Source organism: Mycolicibacterium alvei, from assembly GCF_010727325.1.
GTDB classification, from domain to species: Bacteria; Actinomycetota; Actinomycetes; order Mycobacteriales; family Mycobacteriaceae; genus Mycobacterium; species Mycobacterium alvei.
This window is the reverse complement of record NZ_AP022565.1, coordinates 4859395-4880152: the sequence shown is the minus strand read 5'-3', so window position 1 is coordinate 4880152 and position 20758 is coordinate 4859395. Positions and strand designations below refer to the sequence as shown.

General features: G+C 67.1%; 20 protein-coding genes. 11 read left to right on the top strand and 9 right to left on the bottom strand.

Annotated features, from left to right (window positions below; genetic code table 11):
- Positions 1–22 precede the first annotated feature (22 nt).
- From G6N44_RS23310 to G6N44_RS23295, 4 genes are all read left to right on the top strand, one after another.
- Positions 23–895, top strand: coding sequence for an oxidoreductase (locus G6N44_RS23310; RefSeq protein WP_163668146.1), 873 nt, complete (start codon positions 23–25; stop codon positions 893–895).
- Between the two features lie 180 nt (positions 896–1075).
- Positions 1076–1732 carry a 50S ribosomal protein L25/general stress protein Ctc gene (locus tag G6N44_RS23305; protein ID WP_163668144.1) on the top strand — a complete coding sequence of 219 codons (657 nt, stop codon included), beginning with the start codon at positions 1076–1078 and terminating at the stop codon, positions 1730–1732.
- A gap of 11 nt (positions 1733–1743) precedes the next feature.
- Complete coding sequence (pth, locus tag G6N44_RS23300) at positions 1744–2319, top strand: aminoacyl-tRNA hydrolase (protein ID WP_163668142.1); 576 nt, start codon at positions 1744–1746, stop codon at positions 2317–2319.
- 114 nt (positions 2320–2433) lie between these two features.
- Positions 2434–2571 (top strand): hypothetical protein, encoded by a 138-nt coding sequence (locus tag G6N44_RS23295; protein ID WP_163668140.1) that lies wholly within the window; start codon positions 2434–2436, stop codon positions 2569–2571.
- Positions 2572–2642: 71 nt separating this feature from the next.
- On the opposite strand, the gene G6N44_RS23290 is transcribed toward G6N44_RS23295, so the two are convergent.
- From G6N44_RS23290 to G6N44_RS23275, 4 genes are all read right to left on the bottom strand, one after another.
- A complete protein-coding gene (locus G6N44_RS23290; protein WP_235682855.1) occupies positions 2643–2873 on the bottom strand; it encodes a hypothetical protein in 231 nt (76 codons plus the stop codon).
- 59 nt (positions 2874–2932) lie between these two features.
- Positions 2933–3364, bottom strand: coding sequence for a DUF4189 domain-containing protein (locus G6N44_RS23285; protein ID WP_163668138.1), 432 nt, complete (start codon positions 3362–3364; stop codon positions 2933–2935).
- 182 nt (positions 3365–3546) lie between these two features.
- Positions 3547–5181 carry a fatty acyl-AMP ligase gene (locus G6N44_RS23280; RefSeq protein WP_163668136.1) on the bottom strand — a complete coding sequence of 545 codons (1635 nt, stop codon included), beginning with the start codon at positions 5179–5181 and terminating at the stop codon, positions 3547–3549.
- Between the two features lie 421 nt (positions 5182–5602).
- On the bottom strand, positions 5603–6571 hold the full coding sequence (locus tag G6N44_RS23275) for a 4-(cytidine 5'-diphospho)-2-C-methyl-D-erythritol kinase (RefSeq protein WP_179964431.1): 969 nt from the start codon (positions 6569–6571) through the stop codon (positions 5603–5605).
- Positions 6572–6626: 55 nt separating this feature from the next.
- Between G6N44_RS23275 and G6N44_RS23270 the strand changes: the two genes are divergently transcribed.
- Positions 6627–7490 (top strand): serine/threonine-protein kinase, encoded by an 864-nt coding sequence (locus G6N44_RS23270; RefSeq protein ID WP_163668132.1) that lies wholly within the window; start codon positions 6627–6629, stop codon positions 7488–7490.
- Positions 7491–7545: 55 nt separating this feature from the next.
- Here G6N44_RS23270 and rsmA read toward each other — a convergent pair whose 3' ends face one another.
- The 3 genes from rsmA to G6N44_RS23255 all read right to left on the bottom strand — a co-directional run bounded on the left by rsmA (position 7546) and on the right by G6N44_RS23255 (position 10520).
- Entirely contained in the window at positions 7546–8451 is a 906-nt protein-coding gene (rsmA, locus tag G6N44_RS23265; protein ID WP_163670287.1) for a 16S rRNA (adenine(1518)-N(6)/adenine(1519)-N(6))-dimethyltransferase RsmA, read from the bottom strand.
- Positions 8448–9575: a resuscitation-promoting factor gene (locus G6N44_RS23260; protein WP_163668130.1), complete on the bottom strand. Its 1128-nt coding sequence runs from the start codon at positions 9573–9575 to the stop codon at positions 8448–8450. The genes rsmA and G6N44_RS23260 overlap by 4 nt, the downstream gene beginning before the upstream one ends.
- Positions 9576–9665: 90 nt before the next feature.
- The gene (locus tag G6N44_RS23255; protein WP_163668128.1) at positions 9666–10520 is read right to left on the bottom strand and encodes a TatD family hydrolase; all 855 of its coding nucleotides are present in this window, start codon (positions 10518–10520) and stop codon (positions 9666–9668) included.
- A 25-nt stretch (positions 10521–10545) separates the two neighbouring features.
- Between G6N44_RS23255 and metG the strand changes: the two genes are divergently transcribed.
- The 5 genes from metG (at position 10546) to G6N44_RS23230 (ending at position 16891) form a co-directional block, all read left to right on the top strand.
- Positions 10546–12093 (top strand): methionine--tRNA ligase, encoded by a 1548-nt coding sequence (gene metG / locus G6N44_RS23250; RefSeq protein WP_163668126.1) that lies wholly within the window; start codon positions 10546–10548, stop codon positions 12091–12093.
- 1 nt (position 12094) lies between these two features.
- A complete protein-coding gene (gene gdhA / locus G6N44_RS23245; RefSeq protein ID WP_163668124.1) occupies positions 12095–13444 on the top strand; it encodes an NADP-specific glutamate dehydrogenase in 1350 nt (449 codons plus the stop codon).
- Positions 13445–13530: 86 nt separating this feature from the next.
- Positions 13531–14715 (top strand): NAD(P)/FAD-dependent oxidoreductase, encoded by a 1185-nt coding sequence (locus G6N44_RS23240; protein WP_163668122.1) that lies wholly within the window; start codon positions 13531–13533, stop codon positions 14713–14715.
- Positions 14712–15620 (top strand): RNA polymerase sigma-70 factor, encoded by a 909-nt coding sequence (locus tag G6N44_RS23235; protein WP_163668120.1) that lies wholly within the window; start codon positions 14712–14714, stop codon positions 15618–15620. The genes G6N44_RS23240 and G6N44_RS23235 overlap by 4 nt, the downstream gene beginning before the upstream one ends.
- A 20-nt stretch (positions 15621–15640) precedes the next feature.
- The gene (locus G6N44_RS23230) at positions 15641–16891 is read left to right on the top strand and encodes an aminodeoxychorismate synthase component I (RefSeq protein WP_163668118.1); all 1251 of its coding nucleotides are present in this window, start codon (positions 15641–15643) and stop codon (positions 16889–16891) included.
- On the opposite strand, the gene rsmI is transcribed toward G6N44_RS23230, so the two are convergent.
- Positions 16861–17697, bottom strand: a complete 837-nt coding sequence (gene rsmI, locus G6N44_RS23225) for a 16S rRNA (cytidine(1402)-2'-O)-methyltransferase (protein WP_163668116.1) — start codon at positions 17695–17697, stop codon at positions 16861–16863. The genes G6N44_RS23230 and rsmI overlap by 31 nt on opposite strands.
- Positions 17698–17721: 24 nt before the next feature.
- Between rsmI and G6N44_RS23220 the strand changes: the two genes are divergently transcribed.
- Positions 17722–19272 (top strand): dolichyl-phosphate-mannose--protein mannosyltransferase, encoded by a 1551-nt coding sequence (locus tag G6N44_RS23220; RefSeq protein WP_163668114.1) that lies wholly within the window; start codon positions 17722–17724, stop codon positions 19270–19272.
- 256 nt (positions 19273–19528) lie between these two features.
- Here G6N44_RS23220 and arcA read toward each other — a convergent pair whose 3' ends face one another.
- Positions 19529–20734, bottom strand: a complete 1206-nt coding sequence (gene arcA / locus G6N44_RS23215) for an arginine deiminase (RefSeq protein ID WP_163668112.1) — start codon at positions 20732–20734, stop codon at positions 19529–19531.
- Positions 20735–20758: the final 24 nt, after the last annotated feature.

The window sequence follows — 20758 nt, the reverse complement described above, 5'->3', positions numbered from 1 at the left end:
AGCCACCCGTAGGGTGGTCAGCATGAGTGGATGGACCAGCGCCGACCTGCCCTCGTTTTCCGGCCGCCGGGTGATCGTCACCGGCGCCAACAGCGGGCTGGGCCTCGTCACCGCGCGTGAGCTGGCCCGCGTCGGCGCCAAGGTCACCGTCGCGGTGCGCAACCTGGAGAAGGGCACCGCAGCCGCCGAGACGATGACCGGTGGGCAGGTCGAGGTCCGCAAACTCGACCTGCAGGATCTGGCCTCGGTGCGCGAGTTCGCCGACACCGTCGAGAGCGTCGACGTACTGGTCAACAACGCCGGAATCATGGCGGTCCCGCTGAGCCGGACCGTCGACGGCTTCGAGAGCCAGATCGGCACCAACCATCTCGGGCATTTCGCGCTGACGAATCTGCTGCTGCCCAAGATCACCGATCGGGTGGTGACGGTGTCCTCGTTGATGCACATGTTCGGGAAGGTCAGCCTGCAGGACCTGAACTGGAAGGCGCGGCCGTATTCGGCGTGGCTGGCTTACGGTCAGTCCAAGCTGGCCAACCTGATGTTCACCTCCGAGTTGCAGCGCCGGCTGACGGCCTCGGGGTCGCAGGTGCGCGCGCTGGCCGCCCACCCCGGCTATTCGGCCACCAACCTGCAGGGCCAGACCGGCAACAAGTTCGGCACGCGGATGATCGCGACCGCCAACCGGGTTTTCGCCAGCGATGCGTCCTTCGGCGCCCGGCAGACGCTGTTCGCGGCGTCCCAGGACGTTCCCGGAGACAGCTTCATCGGGCCGCGGTTCGGCCAGTTCGGCCCCAGCCAACCGGTCGGGCGCAGTCCGCTGGCCCGGCGGGCGGACACCCAGAAGGCGCTCTGGGAGCTGTCCGAAGGACTCACCGAGACGGCATATCCGCTGTAGGGGCGGCTGGGCGATCTCAACCGGATTTTGGGGCGACCTGCGTCGTTTGCTACCCTGACCTGGCGTCACGGCGAGGGTGGACCTTCTGGACCACCGTTATCGGCGGGAACTTCTGTAAGTGTTGTGACCCTTGCCGTGCTGACGATCTGACCGCAGTACCGCAACTAGAGGAGCAACACCATGGCCAAGGCCGCATCATCCAAGAACGTCCCCAACAAACTGACCGCCGCCGTGCGTACCCGCACCGGCAAGGGCGCCTCGCGCCAGGCCCGCCGCGACGGCAACGTGCCCACCGTGCTCTATGGCCACGGCAGCGACCCCCAGCACCTGGAGATCAACGCCCGTGAGTTCGCTGCCGTGCTGCGCAACTCGGGCACCAACGCCGTGCTGACCCTCGACATCGAGGGCAAGGAGCAGCTCGCCCTGACCAAGGCGCTGGACATCCACCCGATCCGCCGCAACATCCAGCACGCCGACCTGCTCGTCGTGCGCCGTGGCGAGAAGGTCCACGTCGAGGTCACCATCGTCATCGAGGGTGACGCCGTCCCGGGCGCCCTGGTCACCCAGGACACCAACACCATCGAGATCGAGGCCGAGGCTCTGTCGATCCCCGAGCACCTGACTGTGTCGATCGAGGGCGTCGAGGCCGGCACCCAGATCCTGGCCGGCCAGGTCGAGCTGCCCGAGGGCGTTTCGCTGGTGTCGGATCCCGAGCTCCTGGTGGTCAACATCGTCGAGGCTCCGAGCGCTGAGGAGCTCGACTCCGAGGGCTCCGGCGAGGCTGCCGCGGCCCCCGCCGAGGAGCCGGCCGCCGAGGCTCCCGAAGCCTCCGAGTAAGCACCCTTTCGATGGCCGAGCCGCTGCTGGTGGTGGGCCTGGGAAATCCCGGGCCCGCCTACGCCAAGACCCGGCACAATGTCGGGTTCATGGTGGCCGATGTGCTGGCCGCCCGCATCGGCTCGGCCTTCAAGGTGCACAAGAAGTCCGGCGCCGAGGTGCTCACCGGTCGGCTCGCAGGAGCCCCGGTGATACTGGCCAAACCTCGGTGCTACATGAACGAGTCCGGCCGCCAGGTCGGACCGTTGGCCAAGTTCTATTCGGTGCCGCCGGGCCGGCTCGTGGTCGTCCACGACGAGCTCGACATCGACTTCGGACGAATCCGGCTCAAGGTCGGCGGCGGCGAGGGTGGTCACAACGGGCTGCGTTCGATCGCATCAGCATTGAGCAGCAAGGACTTTCAGCGAGTCCGCATCGGAGTGGGCCGCCCGCCGGGGCGTAAGGATCCGGCGGCGTACGTGTTGGAGGCATTTTCTGCCGCCGAACGGGCCGAGGTGCCAACGATCTGCGAGCAGGCCGCCGATGCCACCGAGCTGCTGATCGCCGAGGGCCTCGAGCCGGCCCAGAACACCGTCCACGCCTGGTGATGCAGCGAGACCGACCACGGCGAATCGCACCCGGGGTGCAAGGATTTCCCTCTCGGTCGTAAAGAAACCGTTCAGGTCCGACACGAGCGTGTGCGCAGCAGGTACACCCGAAGTATGAGATCGGACATGCTCGAAGTGTTGTCGATGATGGCGGCGCCGGTCGCGATTCTGTTGATGTTGCGCGGCTACGTCATTCGGCAGAACCGGATCGCCGACGCGGCCGAACGCATTGCGCGCCCGACTGCTCCATAACCACCACGAGCGGGCGTGTCAGGTAGGACACGCCCGCTCGCGGGTGCTGGTGGTGCTGCTGCGACGATTCGCTAGCGGCGACGGCCTCCGGGCATTCCGAGCCACGGGATCACCGGCTGATTGGCCGGTGGCGCGACGGTGCCAGGCCGCGCCTTGATCGATGTGCTGCCGTTGGTCGTGCAGATGGTCTTGGTGGCCGTGTCCTGGCACGTCGGCCGAGCGGCCGCCGTCGGCGCCGAAATCACCGACGCTGCAGCCAAACCCACCATCACGAAGGCCAACTTGCCGCGACCTGTCATCATGGCCCTCCCCTTCCGGGCTACCACCGCGATACCAGAATGGTCATGCGCTGAGCCGCTCATCAGGGGCAGGCCGATACGACGACGGGGGAATCCGCATCGAGCGGGGTGTTGTTCGCCGCCGCACGATTGAAGGCGTCCTCACGGGCCGCCTCGACGGTGGCGCCGGCACCACCGGCGACCGCCCAGTTGCTGTCGCTCGCGACCGACACGATGCAGAGGTTGTCGTTGGTCACCTCATCAGCGGTGCAGTCCAAACCGCCCGCGTTCTCACAGGCCGCGATCACCGCCGCCGAAGCTTCCTCGCTGGTGTCACCGGTTGCGGTGAAACCAGCCAGGGCGCCGTCGAATTCGCCCGTGCCGACAGCGGCGAATATGTCTTCGGGATCTTCGACGTATCCGCCGGGACCACCCGCCCACGCGGTGCCCGCGGTAATCCCGGCAGCGATGACACTCGCACCCAGGATCGCCGAAACCCATCGGGATTTGACCATGCCGGTCCTCTCGTCAAATTAGTTTCGGCGTCAGAATACAACGGTCGGACGCCATTCACCGGCCGAGAAACAGATGATTTAGTGCCGTTCTACGACGCTGAACGGCAAAAGGAACCCGTCGCGTTGCGGCAGAACACAACCCGACCCGTTTCGGCGACGCACGCGCGCGGCGCCGCAGACGGCTACGTGACCAGGGAAACCGAGTTGGCGCGACGCAGCTTGCCCGAGGGAGTCTTCGGGATACTTCCGGGCCCGAGCACCACGACGTTGCGCGGACGCATATCGACCTCGGACACCACCTCGTGCGCCACCTGATGCTCGATCCGGCGCACCTCGGCCGGATCCTGCCAGGCGTTGGACTCCACTGCGACAGCGAAGGTCTCACGCGAGTGCCCGGCGTCCAGGCGCACCGCCACCGCGCAGCCGGGACGGACGCCGTCCACTCGGCCCGCCGCTCGTTCAATGTCCGTCGGGTAGATGTTGCGCCCGGCCATGATGATCACGTCCTTGACGCGACCGCACACGACGACGTTGCCCTCCTCGGTGATGTAACCGAGGTCGCCGGTGTCGTACCAGCCGTGCTCATCCTGGGCCGGCAGGAAGCCGCCCATAGTGAGGTAGCCGGGGGTCAGCGATTCGCCGCGCAGCTCGATGACGCCGACGCCGCGGGCCAGCATGACGTCGCCGTGCTCGTCGACGACGCGGGCCTCCAGGTCCTTCAGCAGCGGACCCAGTGAGGCCAGTCGGCGGGTGTTGCCCTTGGTGGCGGGCACGGCTTGCCGCAGTGCGGCCAGCAGGTCGGCATCGACCTCGTCGACCACCAGGCCCGCGTTGCACGGGGAGAACGACACCGCCAGGCAGGTCTCGGCCATGCCATAGGCCGGCAGGATCGCCGAGGACGGCAGCCCGAACGGCTTGCCCGCGTCCAGCAGGTCCTCGACGTCGGCCGGCTCCACGGGCTCGGCACCCGAGAGCGCGAACCGCAGCGTGGACAGGTCGAAATCACCGGGCTTGGCCTGGCGGCGCAACCGCTTGGCAAACAACGCGTAGGCGAAGTTCGGCGCCGCGGTCATGGTGCCCTTGTACTTGTCGATGAGCTTGGCCCACAGCAGCGTGTCGCGCAGGAAGTCCATCGGCGTGACCTTGACGAGCTCGGCGCCGAAGTACATCGGGATGGTCAGGAAGCCGACCATGCCCATGTCATGGAAGCAGGGCAGCCAGCTCACCATGACGTCCTTGTCGACGTCGTACTCGGCACCGATGAACATCGCCTCGGCATTGGAGTGGATGTTGCGGTGGGTGATCTGCACTGCCTTGGGCGACCCGGTGGAACCGGAAGTCAGCTGCATCAGCGCCAGATCGTCCTCGCCGGTTTCCACCGGGTCGATCGGGTCGGCCGCCAGCAGGTCGGCGACCTTGACCACCTTGATGCCCTTTTCCTCCAGCACCGGGATGGCGACGAGGAACGGCTCGGAGACGACGACGGCGTCGGCCTCGATCATGCCGATCACGTTCATGGTGTCTTCGGCCCACACCGCCAGGTCGGTGCGCGGGGTCGGCTGGTGGAGCATCGTCAGGCTCGCGCCGCGCATCCACACGCCCTGCGCCGTCGGCGCGATCTCGACGGGGAAGCCGGCCAGCACGCCGACGGCGTCGCCGTGACCGATACCTGCGGCGGCGAGGCCGCCTGCGATACGTCGGGCCCGCTCATGAACCTCGCCCCAGGTGTGGCGAACCGGCTCGTGCGGTTCACCTGTCACCATGCCGCGCTTGCTCTCACGAGCGTTGCGGTACATCTTCTCGGTGAATCTGCTCACGACGACCTCCTTGGCTTCCGCGGCCCCGACACCGGCGGCAGTGCGCCAGGTGCAGTTGCCCGGTTATCCATGCTCCGCCCGCTGTGCACCGCTTGTGGGTAGGCGCGCGCACACGATTGGGGAGCAGTTATGTCTCGAAAAGGTGATGCTCCAGGACGTGCTGTACGTCTGGGCGACCACCCACCGTCGTAGACGGCGGGCGTACAAGTCGCATTCGATGCAAGATCGCTAGCATTCACCGTCGATCATCTTAAGAGACCCTTAAGTAACTGCCAAACCCTCGCGTTAATTGAGGTCTGCGTCACACTCTCAGGCCGACGTCGACGGCGTGGACCGCACCGTTTTCCACTCAAGGGCGGTTCCGGCACAAATCCGCAGCCCTGGGATAGAAAACGGCGAACGAAGGCGATGCAGGCTCGCGTCAGGGCGACGTCGACGGCTCCGGAACAACCCGGGCACCGCTGACGGGGCCGCTGGCCACCCGCACCGTCCGGCACACGCCGGCACCGGCCAATTCCGTACCCACGTCCACCGCAGACGTCGACGATGAGCACAGGAACGCACACGTCGGGCCCGAACCGGACACGATGCCGGCCAGGGCGCCGGCGTCCACTCCCGCCCGCAAGGTCCGGCGCAGGTCCGGGTACAGGCTGAGCGCGGCCGACTGCAGGTCGTTGCCCAGCAGTGGGGCCAGTTCGGCCGGATCACCGGATGCCAACGCGGCCAGCACGGGCTCGGGCTCCTCGGTCCGAGGCGGGCCGCCCGTCGAGGTGTCCGCGCGCAGCCGATCCAGCTCGCCGAACACCTTCGGGGTGGACAGGCCTTTGCGTGCGAACGCCAGCACCCAGTGGAAGGTGTTGCGGGCCAGCACCGTGGCCAACTCCTCACCGCGGCCGGTACCCAGCGCGGTACCGCCGTGCAGCGCAAACGGGACGTCACTGCCCAACCGGGCGGCCAGAGCGTGCAGATCGCGTCTGGGAACCCCGAGCTCCCACAGCGTGTTCATGGCCACCAGCACCGCGGCCGCGTCGGCGCTTCCCCCGGCCATGCCGCCGGCCACCGGGATCGACTTGTCGATGCTGATCGCCACGTCCGGTGCCCGGCCCACATGCTCGGCCAGCAGTTCGGCGGCACGCCAGGCCAGATTGCGCTCGTCGGCGGGCACCGACTCCACGCCCTCACCCTCGACCGTCAGCGACAGCATGTCGGCATTGCGCACCGTCACCTCGTCGAGCAGCGACACGGCGTGGAAGACCGTGGTGAGGTCGTGGTAGCCGTCGTCGCGCACGTCGCCGACGGCCAGGTAGAGATTCACCTTGCCGGGAACGCGCACGGTCACCGAACCGGTGGGGACCCACTCGGAGGCGGTACTGCCGTCGGATGCTGACACGGCCACGACACTATCGCCGTCCACCCACGGTTGTCGGTGAACTTAGGCTGAGACGGTGCCCTCACCCGAGGTGGAAATAGCGGGATACACCGCGACGAAGGTCGTGGGGTACGGCGGCTCAGCCGTCGTGTATCAGGCACGCGATCCCGACGGGGCCATCGTCGCGCTCAAGATTCTCGATGACCGGCACCGCAAGCCCGCCCAGTTGGCCCGGCTGCAACGCGAGTTCGATTTCGCCCGTCAGCTCACCCATCCGAACGTCATCGCGGTGCACGCGGCGGGTCCGGGCTGGCTGGCGATGGAACTCCTCGGCGGCGGCACGGTGAACAACCTGCCCGGCATCCCCGAACGGCTCACCGCACTGACCCAGATCGCCGGGGCACTCGATCACACCCACCGATGCGGCATCGTGCACTGTGACGTCAAACCCGCCAATATCCTTGTCGATCAACCATTTTCGAGAGCAGTGCTGATCGATTTCGGAGTGGCACACTCGATGGCCGCAGACGTGGCCGCCAAGCTGGCCCACGACCATTCCCGGATGAGCCTCGACCCGGCCCGCCGCATCACCCGCCAGGTGCACCGTCCGCCCCCGGATATCCAGGCGTCACTACCCTATTCGGCACCCGAGCTACTCAGTGGCCGGACCCCGTTGAGGGCAACGGACCAGTACGCACTCGCCTGCACGACGGTCGAGTTGCTGACCGGATCGCCGCCGTTCTCCGCGGATACCGCAACAGCCCTGATCGATCATCAGCTGTACAGTCAACCGCCACGAATATCGCAGCGGTGCAACTGGATTCCACCTTCGGCAGACTCGATCATCACCAGGGCGATGGCGAAGGACCCGGAACGGCGACACGACTCATGTTCGGAGTTCGTCAGCCTGATCACCGAGGCGCTCACGCCCCCAACGTGAAGAAGATCGCGAGATTATCGGATAATCTCGCGATCTTCTTCACATTCGGCGTTCCTCAGACGTGCCGTGCGGCCTCGACCTCGGCCGCACCCTCGCCCTCGGCTTCCTTGGCCCGCTGCAGCAGCCGGACGAAGTCGGCGATGCCGAGCGTCTCACCACGGCGCGACGGGTCGATGCTGGCGGCCAGCAGCCGCTTCGCCGACTCGTTGCCCGAACCCGCCCAGTCGGCGAACGCATTACGAGAGGTCTTGCGCCGCTGCGCGAATCCGACGTCGATGAGCTTGAACACCTCATCACGGAACTCGGCGTCGGTCGGCCAAGGCGATGTCTCGTACCGGTCGATGCGGACCAGCCCGGAGTACACCCGCGGGATCGGCCAGAACACCGTCGGCGACACCATCCCGTGCCTGCGCACGTTTCCGTAGAAACGCGCCTTGGCACTGGGCACGCCGTAATCCTTGCCACCGGGGTCGGCCGCCAGACGCTCGGCCACCTCGGCCTGCACCATGACCATCACCGTGCGGATCGACGGGAACTCGGCCAGCAGGTGCAGCAGTGCGGGCACCGCCACGTTGTAGGGCAGGTTCGCCACCAGCGCCGTCGGCTGATCGGTCAGATCGGACGGCATCAGCGTCAGGATGTCCTGGTTGATCACCGTGAGCCGGTTGATCTCGCTGTGGGAATGATCGGCGATGGTGGCCGGCAACTGCTTGGCCAGCACCGGGTCGATCTCCACTGCGGTCACCCTGGCGCCACGGTCCAACAGGGGCAGAGTCAGCGACCCGAGACCGGGTCCGACTTCGAGCACATGGTCGTTCCGGTGGATCCCGGACGCCGACACGATGCGTCGAACGGTGTTGGCATCATGAACGAAGTTCTGGCCAAAGGCCTTGCGTGGTCGAAAGTCGATTTCTTTCGCCAAGCGTCGTATCTCGGTCCGCCCGAGCAATCGAATAGTCAGCGCGCCCCAATCCTCCCACTACACGTAGGCCAAGCTCCCCATCCCTGCCGGGCCTGCGTCACCGTAGCAATCGCAATCTGCTCTTCTCTTGTCGCCAGATCGGCCCTCGGAGCATACCGCAGACCACCCTGTCGCTCCCAGGTGTTTTGGTCGAATTGGACGCCACCGTAAAATCCGTTACCAGTGTTAATGGCCCAGTTACCACCTGCTTCGCACTGCGAAAGCGCGTCCCAGGTACCGCCGTTGGAAACCGGGGGAACTTCGGTTCCGGGCTTTGCTCCGACCCGCAGGACGCCGTCCCGCGCCGGGTCGATCACGACATTGGCTACTGGCAGCCTGCCGGTCTCCACGCCGTTCACCTTGGCCACCGCGAAGGTCACGTCCTGGGTGCCCGGGGCGCCCGGATCCTCGACGACCTGGCGGCTCATGTTCATGGTGACGTCTTCGATGCGCTGATTGCCGGGGGTCAGCGGAACCCGCTCGGTGACCTTCTCGATGCGCATGCGGGTCACTTCGACCTGCATACCCTCGGTGACCGGGGTCGATGGGGCCGGAACGACAGTGTCGTTCTGCTCCAGCGGCGCCCCCGCGGCGGCCAGCAGACCGGCCACGTTGGGCGCAGCCAGATGCACTGTCTGCACGGTGCCGCCGTCGTCGATCCGGACGGTCTTGGCGCTCACCACCGGCAGTGCCATACCCCCGAGGGGCACCCGGCTGCCGCGGGACGCCGCGGCCGGTGCCTTGTCGGTCAGCTTCAGCTGTGCCAGGGCCTCGTCCACGGTCGAGGCGGTGGTCCACACCTGCTTGCTGTCATTGCCGTCCAACGACAACTGCAGGGGCCGGCTGCGGCGCAGAACGATGGTGTCGGCCTGGTGCACGGACTCGTCGGCCGAGGGGTAGAGATCATCGCGATCGCCCACCGAGAAACCGTTCTCCTCGACCACATCGATCACCCGCGACTTCATGGTCGTCACGGTCATCGGCGCACCGTCCACGCTCAGGGTGACGGTCTTGTGCGATCCGACGGCGTAGCCGCCGGCCGCGGTCAGCGTGACCAGCAGGGCTCCCACCACGCCTCGCAACAGCGGCGATCGGGATTCATGAAGTTTGTTGAGCGCGTCCATACCATCCGCTTTCGGCCAGGACGGCATGGTTCACCGCCGGCGGTTGAGCTTTGATCACAAGACGGTAACGAAAAGGTCTAGCTCCGGCAACTAGGCCGGGCCACTCCCGTTAAGTCCGTACACCCGCGCCGCAGTGGCTGCGGTCTCGGACGCGACCTCTTCGGCGGGCCGCTCCAGCAACTCTGCGAGTGCCCGCACAGTGTATGGCAGGCAGTACGGCTCGTTCGGTGCGCCGCGAAACGGATGCGGGGTCAGAAACGGCGCGTCGGTCTCGACCAACAGCTGGCCCGGCGGGATCAGTCGAGCGGCTTCCCGCAGCTCAGCGGCGTTACGGAAGCTGACCGTGCCGGAAAGGCTCAACACCCAGCCCGCCTCGATGCAGGTGTGAGCCATCTCCGGTCCCGACGAAAAACAGTGGAAGATCACTTTCTCGGGCGCCCCTTCGGCGCGCAGCACGTCGAGCACCTCGGCATCGGCATCCCGGTTGTGGATCATCAACGGCTTCCCCATGCGCTTGGCCAGGTCGATGTGCCAGGCGAATCCCTCGCGCTGCTCGGCCGGCGTCGCACAGCCGTCCAACCGGCCCGGCCAGTACAGGTCCATCCCGGTCTCCCCGACCGCCACCACACGGGGATGGGCGGCCAACCGCTCCAACTCGGCCCTGGCCGCGTCGGTGAGCACATTGGCCCGGGTGGGATGCAACGCGACCGCCCCGAACACCCGTTCATCGGCCTCGACGGCCGTGGTCACCCAGCGTGCCGAGGCCAGATCGTCGGCGATGGTGACCGCCTGGCCCACCCCGACGGCGGCGGCGCGATCCATGATCGCGCGCACGTCTTCAGCAGTCTGCGCGCCGCAGGCATCGAGGTGTGTGTGCGCGTCGACCAGCGGAGCCAACGGCTCCGGAACCGGCGGCTTTTCCCTGGCTGAGCGTTTGGACCCCACCGCCACACAATAAGGTGGAGTCCAAATGAGTGAGCCTTTCTACATAACTACGGCGATCGCGTATCCCAACGGTGCGCCGCACATCGGGCACGCCTACGAGTACATCGCCACCGATGCGATCGCCCGGTTCAAGCGACTCGACGGCTTCGACGTGCGCTATCTGACCGGCACCGATGTGCACGGCCAGAAGATGGCCGAGACCGCGGCTACCGAGGGCATCTCGGCGGCTGAGCTGGCCAACCGCAACTCCGATGTGTTCCAGCGGCTGCAGGAAAAGCTCAACATCTCCTTCGACCGGTTCATCCGTACCTCCGACGCCGACCACTACGAGGCGTCCAAGGAGATCTGGCGCCGGATGAACGAGGCCGGCGACATCTACCTGGGCGCCTACTCCGGTTGGTACTCGATCCGCGACGAGCGGTTCTTCGCCGAGGACGAGACCACCGTGGGACCCGACGGCACCCGCACCGCGATCGAGACGGGCACGCCGGTCACCTGGACCGAGGAGCAGACCTACTTCTTCCGGCTGTCGGACTACGCCGAACGACTGCTGGCGCACTACCAGGCCCACCCCGAGTTCATCGGCCCCGACGTGCGGCGGAACGAGATCGTCAGCTTCGTCTCGGGCGGGTTGAAGGATCTGTCGATCTCGCGGACCACGTTCGACTGGGGGGTTCCGGTCCCCGACCACGCCGACCACGTGATGTACGTGTGGGTCGACGCGCTGACCAACTACCTCACGGGGGTGGGGTTCCCCGACACGTCAGCCGAGGCGTTCCAAAAGTACTGGCCCGCCAAGCTGCACATGATCGGCAAGGACATCATCCGGTTCCACAGCGTGTACTGGCCGGCATTCCTGATGTCGGCCGGGATCGCCCTTCCCGAGCGGGTCTTCGCGCACGGCTTCATCAACGTCAAAGGCGAGAAGATGAGCAAGTCGCTGGGGAATGTGGTCGACCCGATTGCCCTGGTCGATACCTTCGGCCTCGACCAGGTGCGCTTCTTCTTCCTGCGTGAGGTGTCCTTCGGCCAGGACGGCAGCTACAGCGAGGAAGCCATCATCGGGCGGATCAACGCCGACCTGGCCAACGAACTGGGCAACCTGGCCCAGCGCTCGTTGTCGATGGTGGCCAAGAACCTCGGCGGCCTGGTTCCCGACCCTGGCACGTTCAACGACGATGACACCGCCCTGCTGAGTGCGGCCGACCGGCTCCTAGAGCAGGTGCGGACGCACTACGATGTGCCGGCGATGCACCTCGCACTTGAATCGATCTGGTCCGTCCTCGGCGCGGCGAACCGCTATTTCTCCGCCCAGGAACCGTGGGTGCTGCGCAAGTCCGACGATTCGGCTGACCAACAACGGTTCGGTACGGTGCTATACACGACGCTTGAGGTAGTGCGGATCGCAACGCTGCTCACGCAGCCGGTGATGCCGGACTCGACGGCCAAGCTGCTCGACCTGCTCGGCCAGCCGTCCGACGCACGCGACTTCGACTCCATCGGTACCCGGATCAAGCCCGGTACCGAATTGCCCGCTCCGACAGGGGTTTTTCCCCGCTACCAGATGGACTGACATGGCTGTACTACACGAGAAACTGCAGACGATCTACGAAGAGGTTGCGCAACGCAACCCTGGTGAGAAGGAGTTCCACCAGGCCGTCATCGAGGTGCTGGACAGCCTCGGACCGGTGGTGGACAAGCACCCGGACTACGCCGACGGGGCCATCATCCGCCGGCTGTGCGAGCCCGAGCGCCAGATCATCTTCCGGGTCCCCTGGGCCGACGACTCCGGTACCACGCAGATCAACCGGGGTTTCCGCGTCGAATTCAACTCGGCGCTGGGACCGTTCAAAGGCGGCCTGCGGTTCCACCCGTCGGTCTACCTGGGCATCGTGAAGTTCCTCGGCTTCGAGCAGATCTTCAAGAACTCGCTCACCGGCCTGCCGATCGGCGGCGGCAAGGGTGGGTCGGACTTCGACCCCAAGGGCCGCTCGGACGCCGAGGTGATGCGGTTCTGCCAGTCCTTCATGACCGAGCTGTACCGCCACATCGGCGAGTACACCGACGTCCCGGCCGGCGATACCGGAGTCGGGACGCGTGAGATCGGTTACCTGTTCGGCCAGTACAAGCGGATCACCAACCGCTATGAATCCGGCGTCCTCACCGGCAAGGGTCTGACCTGGGGCGGGTCCCAGGTCCGCACCGAGGCCACCGGATACGGCACGGTGTTCTTCCTCAACGAGATGCTCAAGGCCGCCAGCGACACGGTCGAAGGCAAGCGGGTGGTGGTGTCCGGCTCGGGCAATGTCGCGATCTACGCCATCGAGCAGATCCACGAACTCGGTGGCATCGTGGTCGCGTGTTCGGATTCCAGCGGCTACATCGTCGACGAGAAGGGCATCGACGTCGGGCTGCTCAAGGAGATCAAAGAGGTCCAGCGCGGCCGGATCGCCGACTACGTCGAGGCCAGGGCGGGCGCGGCCCGGTTCGTTGAAGGCGGCAGCGTGTGGGAGGTGCCGTGTGACATCGCGGTCCCGTGTGCCACGCAGAACGAGATCAACGGTGACGAGTCCGGCTACCTGATCAAGAACGGCTGCCGTTTCGTCGCCGAGGGCGCCAACATGCCGTGTTCACCGGATGCGATCAAGAACTTCGCCGACGCCGGAGTGATCTTCGCCCCGGGCAAGGCCGCCAACGCCGGCGGTGTGGCCACCAGCGCCCTGGAGATGCAGCAGAACGCCTCCCGGGACTCCTGGACGTTCGTCGACACCGAGAAGCGGCTGGAAGAGATCATGCGCCGGATCCACAACCGGGTCCTGTCGACCGCTGAAGAGTACGGCCAGCCGGGCAACTACGTGGCCGGCGCCAACATCGCCGGGTTCATCCGGGTGGCCGACGCGATGCTCGCCCTGGGCCTGGTGTAGTGATCTAGACCACACTCCCGGGGTGGCTGTCACAACGGCAGCCCGCGCGGTGTCTTGAGGGCACAAGCCTTTCGAGAGGAAACACCATGAACGCGCAGAACACACACGTCGTCGTGATCGGCGGCGGTTACGCCGGGGTACTGGCGGCCAACCGGCTGCAGGGCACACCGGGGGTGGCTGTCACGCTGGTCAATCCGCGGCCCGAGTTCGTCGAGCGGATCCGCCTGCATCAACTGGTCGCCGGCAATCACGACGCCACAGCGGCCTACGACACGTTGTTGGGCGCCGGGGTGCGGCTGCTGGTCGACGGCGCCGAGCGCATCGACGCCGACATCCGGCAGGTACAGCTGACGTCCGGCGAGGTGCTCGATTACGACTATCTGGTCTACGCCGTCGGCAGCACCGGCGGAGTGCCGGCCTCGGTGCCCGGAGCCGCGGAGTTCGCTTATCCGCTTTCGGAACTGGAACAGGCTCGGCGCCTGCGCACCCGACTGCAGGATGTGCCGATGTCGGCACCGGTGGTCGTGGTCGGAGGTGGGCTGACCGGCATCGAGGCAGCCGGTGAGCTCGCCGAGGCGGGCCGCCAGGTCACGCTCGTCACCGATGTGGTCGGTGCCTCGGTGGGTACAGGCGCCCGTCGCTCGATCGTCAAGGCGCTGACCGAGCTCGGTGTCTCGATCATCGACGGACCCGAGATCCTGGTGTCCGGCGTCGAAGCGGATGCCATCACGCTGGCCGACGGCAACCGGCTGCCCAGCACGGTGACGGTGTGGACCACCGGCTTCGGGGTCCCCGGCCTGGCTGCCGCGAGCGGACTGCGTACCGATGAGCTGGGCCGGTTGCTCACCGACGAAACCCTGACCAGCATCGACGACGCGCGCATCGTGGCCGCCGGCGATGCGGCCTCACCGTCGGGAGTTCCCCTGCGAATGAGCTGCCAGTCGGCAGGCCCGTTGGGCGTCCAGGCGGCCAACACCGTGCTGGCCCGGATCGCGGGCGCCCCGGCACAGCCCATCAATCAGGCGTTCGCCGGGCAGTGCGTAAGCGTCGGCCGCAAGGCCGGGACGGTGCAGCTGTGCCACTCCGACGACAGCCCGCGCCGGGTCTTCATCGGTGGGCGGACCGGCGCGTACTTGAAGGAACAGGTCTGCCGGGCGACGCTGACGTTCCTGGGCAAGGAGGGCGTGAAGCCAGGCTCGTACTTCTGGTTCAAGGGTGGCAACCGAGCGCGCCAGCTGGCCGAGGCGCAGAGCGAGACACTGGTCCGATGAACACCCCCGGCGCAGGCAACTCGAACGAACACGCCGAACGGTTCACCCTGCTACGACCGTTGTTGTTCACCATCGCCTACGAGATCCTCGGTACGGCAACAGAATCCGATGATGTCCTGCAGGAGAGTTACCTGCGCTGGGCCGAGGTCGATCTGGACACGGTCCGCGACACCAAGGCATACCTGGCCCAGCTCGTCACCCGCCAGGCCCTCAATGCCCTGCGCGCCTCCTCGCGGCGCCGCGAGGACTACGTGGGCCCCTGGCTGCCCGAGCCGTTACTGCTGGACGAGCGTGACGCAGCAGCCGATGTGGTGCTGGCCGAGTCGGTTTCGATGGCCATGCTGGTGGTGCTCGAGACACTGACCCCGGATGAGCGTGCGGTGTTCGTGCTGCGCGAGGTGTTCGGATTCAGTCATGACGAAATCGCTTCGGCGATCGGCAAATCCAGTGCCTCGGTGCGTCAGATGGCACACCGGGCCCGCAACCATGTGCAATCGCGACGCAAGCGGTTCGACCCGGTCGACCCACAGGTCTCGACAGAGATCACCGAGCGGTTCTTCGCCGCCACCACCACCGGCGACATGAACGTGCTGTTGGAGTTGCTCGCGCCGGACGTGGTGTGGACGGCCGACAGCGACGGTAAGCGCAGCGCCGCGCGGAGACCGGTGATCGGGGCCCAGTCGGTGGCCAAGCTGGTGATCGGTCTCATGCGGTTCACCGAGCAGGGCGGCCGCTTCGAGCCGACGACATACAACAACGCCCCCGCGTTCAAGCTGTACCTCGAAGACAGCTTCGAGGGCGTGATCACGGTCGAAGTCGCCGACGGCAGGATCACCCACTTCTACGCGATGCGCAATCCGGACAAGCTGACCGGTATCGACATCCCGCGGGTGATCAGCCGCTGAGGTTCTGCCACGCTGATGGCATGCGGATCGAGCGACTCGGCGCGCTGGGCGACGCCTCGGCGGTGCTGTGTGGCGTCGCCGAGGCAGGCCGGGCCGCGGGCCTGGCCCCGCCGGCCGCGCTGATCGGTGACTGGTTCTCCTCACGGGCGGTGATCGCACCGTCGGTGGCGGCTACCCCCGTCGTGCCGGCCGCCGCGTTCGAGGTGGCACACGATGCCTCGGGGCCGGCCGGCTCGGTCGGGGGCGGGTGGTTCGGTTATCTCTCCTACCCCGATCCCGGGGCCGACGGCACCCCGCCGCGCATCCCGGAGGCCGCCGGCGGCTGGTCGGACTGCGTGCTGCGCCAGGACTCCGAGGGTGTCTGGTGGTTCGAAAGCCTCAGTGGTGCAAGCCTTCCCGAGTGGCTCACAGCCCTGCGGCTGACGACTCCGTCGGCCTGCGCCATCGCCTGGACGGCGCCCGACCGCGACGATCACCGCCGCGGCGTGCTGGCCTGCCTGGAGGCCATCGCGGCCGGCGAGGTGTACCAGGCCTGTGTCTGCACCCGCTTCATCGGCCACCTCGACGGCGAGCCGATCGACTTCTTCGGCGAGGCGGTGGCCCGGACCGCACCGGCGCGGGCCGCCTATGTGGCCGGCGACTGGGGTGCGGTGGCCTCACTGTCGCCGGAGTTGTTCCTGCGCCGGTCCGGTACGGCCGTGGCCTCCAGCCCGATCAAGGGCACGCTGCCGTCCTCGGCCGACCCGGCGGACCTGCTGGCCTCGGTCAAGGATGTCGCCGAGAACGTCATGATCGTCGATCTGGTCCGCAATGACCTGGGCCGGGTGGCGACGACGGGCAGCGTGACGGTGCCCGAGTTGCTCGCAGTACATCCGGCTCCCGGGGTATGGCACCTGGTGTCGACCGTCACCGGTGAGGTGCCCGCGCAGGTGCCGATGAGCGCACTGCTGGACGCCACGTTCCCGCCCGCCTCGGTGACCGGCACCCCGAAGCGAAGGGCCCGCGAACTGCTCCGGCAGTGGGAGCCGACCCGGCGCGGAGTGTATTGCGGCACAGTCGGATTGGCGTCACCGGTGGCCGGTTGCGAGCTGAACGTGGCGATCCGCACCGTCGAATTCGACGCCGGCGGGGCGGCAGTCCTCGGCGTGGGTGGCGGTATCACCGCCGATTCCGACGTCGACGCGGAATGGGATGAATGCCTGCACAAGGCATCGAGCATTGTGGCCCGGTCCGAACACCGTCAGTCCCGGGCGCGCAGCACCGCGTCGTAAAGCTCCCGTCGGGACGGTGACCCCGGGTTCGCGGCGATCACCTGGGCGCAGGCATCCTTGACGCGGGCGCCGTCGGCCACGAGCTCCTCGACCTCGGCCACCAGGTCGGGCAGTTCGACGGTCGGGGTGCCTCCGGCCAGCACCACGGTGATCTCCCCCAGCACGCCTTCGGCGGCCCATTCCGCCAGTTCGGCCAGGCTGCCGCGGCGGATCTCCTCATGTGTCTTGGTCAGCTCACGGCACACCACCGCACGCCGCTGTGGTCCCAGGACCTCGACCGCGTCACGCAGGGTCTCGTCCAGTCGTCGCGGGGATTCGAAGAACACGGTGGTGCGCGGTTCGGCGGCCAGCGTCTGCAGCCAGGCCAGCCGCGCCACGTGTTTGCGCGGCGCGAAGCCCTCGAAGCAGAACCGATCCGAGGCCAGTCCGGACACCGCGAGCGCCGTCGTCACCGCGCTCGGGCCGGGCAGGCAGGACACCGGCAGATCCGCCTGGGCGCAGGCCGCGACCAGGCGGTAGCCGGGGTCGTTGATCAGCGGCATGCCGGCGTCGCTGACCACGAGTACCGTCGCCCCCGCCTCGATCTCGGAGACCAGACCGAGCACGCGGCTGGCCTCGTTCTGGTCGAAGAAGCTCAGGATCCGGCCGGACGGTTGCACGCCCAGCGATTGGGCCAGCGCACGCACACGCCTGGTGTCTTCGGCCGCCACGATGTCGGCCGTCGCCAACGCCTCGATGAGACGCGCAGAGGCATCCGAGGGCTGGCCCAGTGGCGTGGCGCCGATCAGTAGTTTGCCGGGTGTCACGACCGACAGCCTACGATCGCTTGCGTGACCGCCACCGCCACCGCTACGCCGACGGCTGGTCGCCCGGTCCCGCTGATCAGCCCCGCGCCGCTGATCCCGGCCGCGGATTTCGGTCCGACCGACCGGCTGCAGGGCTGGTTGATGACGGCCGTCATCACCGGGATGGCCGCGATAAGCCGGTTCCTGAATCTGGGCTCGCCGACCGATGCCGGCACCCCGGTGTTCGACGAGAAGCACTACGCGCCGCAGGCCTGGCAGATGCTCCACAACCACGGCGTTGAGGACAACCCGGGCTACGGGCTCGTGGTGCACCCGCCCGTGGGCAAGCAACTGATCTCGATCGGCGAGGCACTGTTCGGCTACAACGGGCTGGGCTGGCGGTTCTCCGGGGCCGTGTGCGGTGTTCTGATCGTGCTGCTGGTGGTGCGGATCGCGCGCCGGATCAGCCGCTCCACCCTCGTCGGCGGGATCGCCGGACTGCTGCTGATCGCCGACGGGGTCAGCTTTGTCTCGGCCCGCACGGCGCTGCTGGACGTGTTCCTGGTGGTGTTCGTGGTGGCCGCGTTCGCGTGCCTGATGGTGGACCGCGACGACGTCCGCGAGCGCATGTACAACGCGTTCATGGAGGGCCGGATCGCCGAGACACCGTGGGGCCCTCGGCTGGGCGTGCGGTGGTGGCGGTTCGGTGCGGGGGTACTACTCGGCCTGGCCTGCGCGACGAAGTGGTCGGGGCTGTACTTCGTGGCGTTCTTCGGCGTGATGACGCTCGTGCTCGACGCGGTGGCGCGCAAGCAATACCACGTGCAGGCGCCGTGGCGGGGCATGCTGCGCCGCGATGTGGGGCCGGCCGCCTACGTGTTCGGGCTGATCCCGATCGCGGTGTACCTGGCGTCGTACGGACCGTGGTTCGCCTCGGAGACGGGCATCAACCGGTACGAGGCCGGCCAGTCCATCGGTGAGAACGGCATCATCCCGCTACCCGATGCGCTGCGCTCGCTGTGGCATTACACCTATGCCGCCTACCATTTCCACTCCGGGCTGACCAACGCCGACGGCAACCATCACCCGTGGGAATCCAAACCCTGGACCTGGCCGATGTCGTTGCGGCCCGTGCTCTATGCGATCGACAACCAGGATGTGGCCGGCTGCGGCACGCAGTCGTGTGTGAAAGCCGTGATGCTGGTGGGCACTCCGGCGATGTGGTTCATCGCGGTGCCGGTGCTCGGGTGGGCGCTGTGGCGGGCCGTGGTGCGGCGCGACTGGCGCTACGGCGTGGTCCTGGTCGGCTACTCCGCCGGTTTCCTGCCCTGGTTCTTCGATATCGACCGGCAGATGTACTTCTTCTACGCCACTGTGATGGCACCGTTCCTGATCTTGGCGATCGCGCTGATCCTCGGCGACATCCTGTATCAGCCAAGGCAGAACCCCGAGCGTAAAACGTTGGGGCTGCTGGTGGTCTGCTTCTACGTGGCGCTCGTGATCGCGAACTTCGCGTGGCTGTACCCGGTTCTGACGGGTATTCCGATCTCACAGTCGACCTGGAATCTGGAGATCTGGCTGCCCAGTTGGCGATAGTTCGCGGGGGTGTGGCGGCCCGGCGCCGTGGCGGCCCGGCGCGGTGGCGGGGCGGCGCCGCTTTCTACCTGTGGGCTGCAAAACCCTGCGCAGAACAACCCCCAGGTCGAAAACGACGAGCAAGGGTGGGTGGGCGGCAACCCTCAGGTCGAAAACGACGAGCAAGGGTGGGTGGGCGGCGACCCTCAGGTAGGAAACGACGAGCAGGAGTGCGCCGGCCGCGACCATGGCGTAGAAAACGGCGAGCAAGCAAGCCCTAGAGCAGGTCCCGCGCGGCCGGGCAGGACATACACCGCGGCCCGCCGCGCCCCGTGCCCAACTCCGAAGCCTCGATCGGCAGTACCTCGATTCCCGAATCCGCCAGCCGTGCGTTGGTTTCCACGTTGCGCTCATAGGCCACGACCACACCCGGCGCCAGGGCCAGGGTGTTGTTGCCGTCGTCCCATTGCTCGCGCTCGGCGGTGACCGGGTCGAGTCCGGTGTCGATCACGCGCAGTTGCTCGATTCCCATCGCATCGGCGGCCGCCTGGACGAAGGGTATTTCGTCGTCGATCCGGATCCCGGCCTCGGTGCGGTGGATGGTGAACGCCGACAACGAGTCCACGATGTTGGGATACATCACCACCGCGTCGACGTCGACCATCGTGCACACGGTGTCCAGGTGCATCTGGGCCCGCTCCTGCTGGATCGGCACCGCAAGCACCGTATGAGCCAGGTCGTCATCGAACAGGCTGCGCGCCAACGCTTCGGCCCCGGCCGGTGTGGTCCGCTCCCCCACCCCGACCGCCACCACGCCGGGTCCCAGCAGCAGCACGTCGCCGCCTTCGACGGGCGCCGAACGCGACTCATAGGCCCGCCGGACCCCGAGGAAGCGCGGATGATGGGCGTAGATCAGATCGGTCAGCGAGGTCTCGCGCACCCGGGCCGGCAGGGCAAGCGAGGTGATGGCCACCCGCGGCCCGATCCAGAACGACGAATCCCGGGTGAACAGAAGATTGGGCAGCGGCTCGATCACGAAATCGCCGTCGTGGTGCATGCGGCGCACGAGCGACAGTTCGGCACCGTGGAAGGGCACCTCGTTGAAGGTCATGCCTGCCATCAGGATGTGTGCCAGATCGGCCGGCGCCAGGGCCCGCAGGTAGGCCGAAAGTTCTTGAGCCAGTGGCACACCGAGACGCCGGGCATCGACGGCAGCGGATATACCGTGCATGCGCGCGGCTCCGCTGTCCAGCGCTTCGGTCAGCAGATCGGCCAGCAGCATCACCTCGACCCCGCGCGAACGCAGCACGTCGGCGAAGGCGTCGTGCTCACGTTGCGCCCTGGCCACCCAGGGCAGGCCGTCGAACAGCAGGGCGTCGTTGTTGCGTGGCGTCAGCCGTTGCAACTCCGGCCCCGGCCGGTGCAGGATCACGGCGCGCAGGGTGCCGACCTCGGAATTGGAACCGAACGCCGCAGTGTCCACCCCATGACGTTAACTCAACTATGG

Coding starts and splice junctions, on each gene's coding strand:
- G6N44_RS23295 (WP_163668140.1), top strand. CDS start 2,434: ATGAGATCGGACATGCTCGAAGTGTTGTCGATGATGGCGGCGCCGGTC.
- metG (WP_163668126.1), top strand. CDS start 10,546: ATGAGTGAGCCTTTCTACATAACTACGGCGATCGCGTATCCCAACGGT.
- G6N44_RS23230 (WP_163668118.1), top strand. CDS start 15,641: ATGCGGATCGAGCGACTCGGCGCGCTGGGCGACGCCTCGGCGGTGCTG.
- G6N44_RS23260 (WP_163668130.1), bottom strand. CDS start 9,575: ATGGACGCGCTCAACAAACTTCATGAATCCCGATCGCCGCTGTTGCGA.
- gdhA (WP_163668124.1), top strand. CDS start 12,095: ATGGCTGTACTACACGAGAAACTGCAGACGATCTACGAAGAGGTTGCG.
- G6N44_RS23240 (WP_163668122.1), top strand. CDS start 13,531: ATGAACGCGCAGAACACACACGTCGTCGTGATCGGCGGCGGTTACGCC.
- G6N44_RS23235 (WP_163668120.1), top strand. CDS start 14,712: ATGAACACCCCCGGCGCAGGCAACTCGAACGAACACGCCGAACGGTTC.
- G6N44_RS23290 (WP_235682855.1), bottom strand. CDS start 2,873: ATGATGACAGGTCGCGGCAAGTTGGCCTTCGTGATGGTGGGTTTGGCT.
- G6N44_RS23310 (WP_163668146.1), top strand. CDS start 23: ATGAGTGGATGGACCAGCGCCGACCTGCCCTCGTTTTCCGGCCGCCGG.
- pth (WP_163668142.1), top strand. CDS start 1,744: ATGGCCGAGCCGCTGCTGGTGGTGGGCCTGGGAAATCCCGGGCCCGCC.
- G6N44_RS23305 (WP_163668144.1), top strand. CDS start 1,076: ATGGCCAAGGCCGCATCATCCAAGAACGTCCCCAACAAACTGACCGCC.
- G6N44_RS23285 (WP_163668138.1), bottom strand. CDS start 3,364: ATGGTCAAATCCCGATGGGTTTCGGCGATCCTGGGTGCGAGTGTCATC.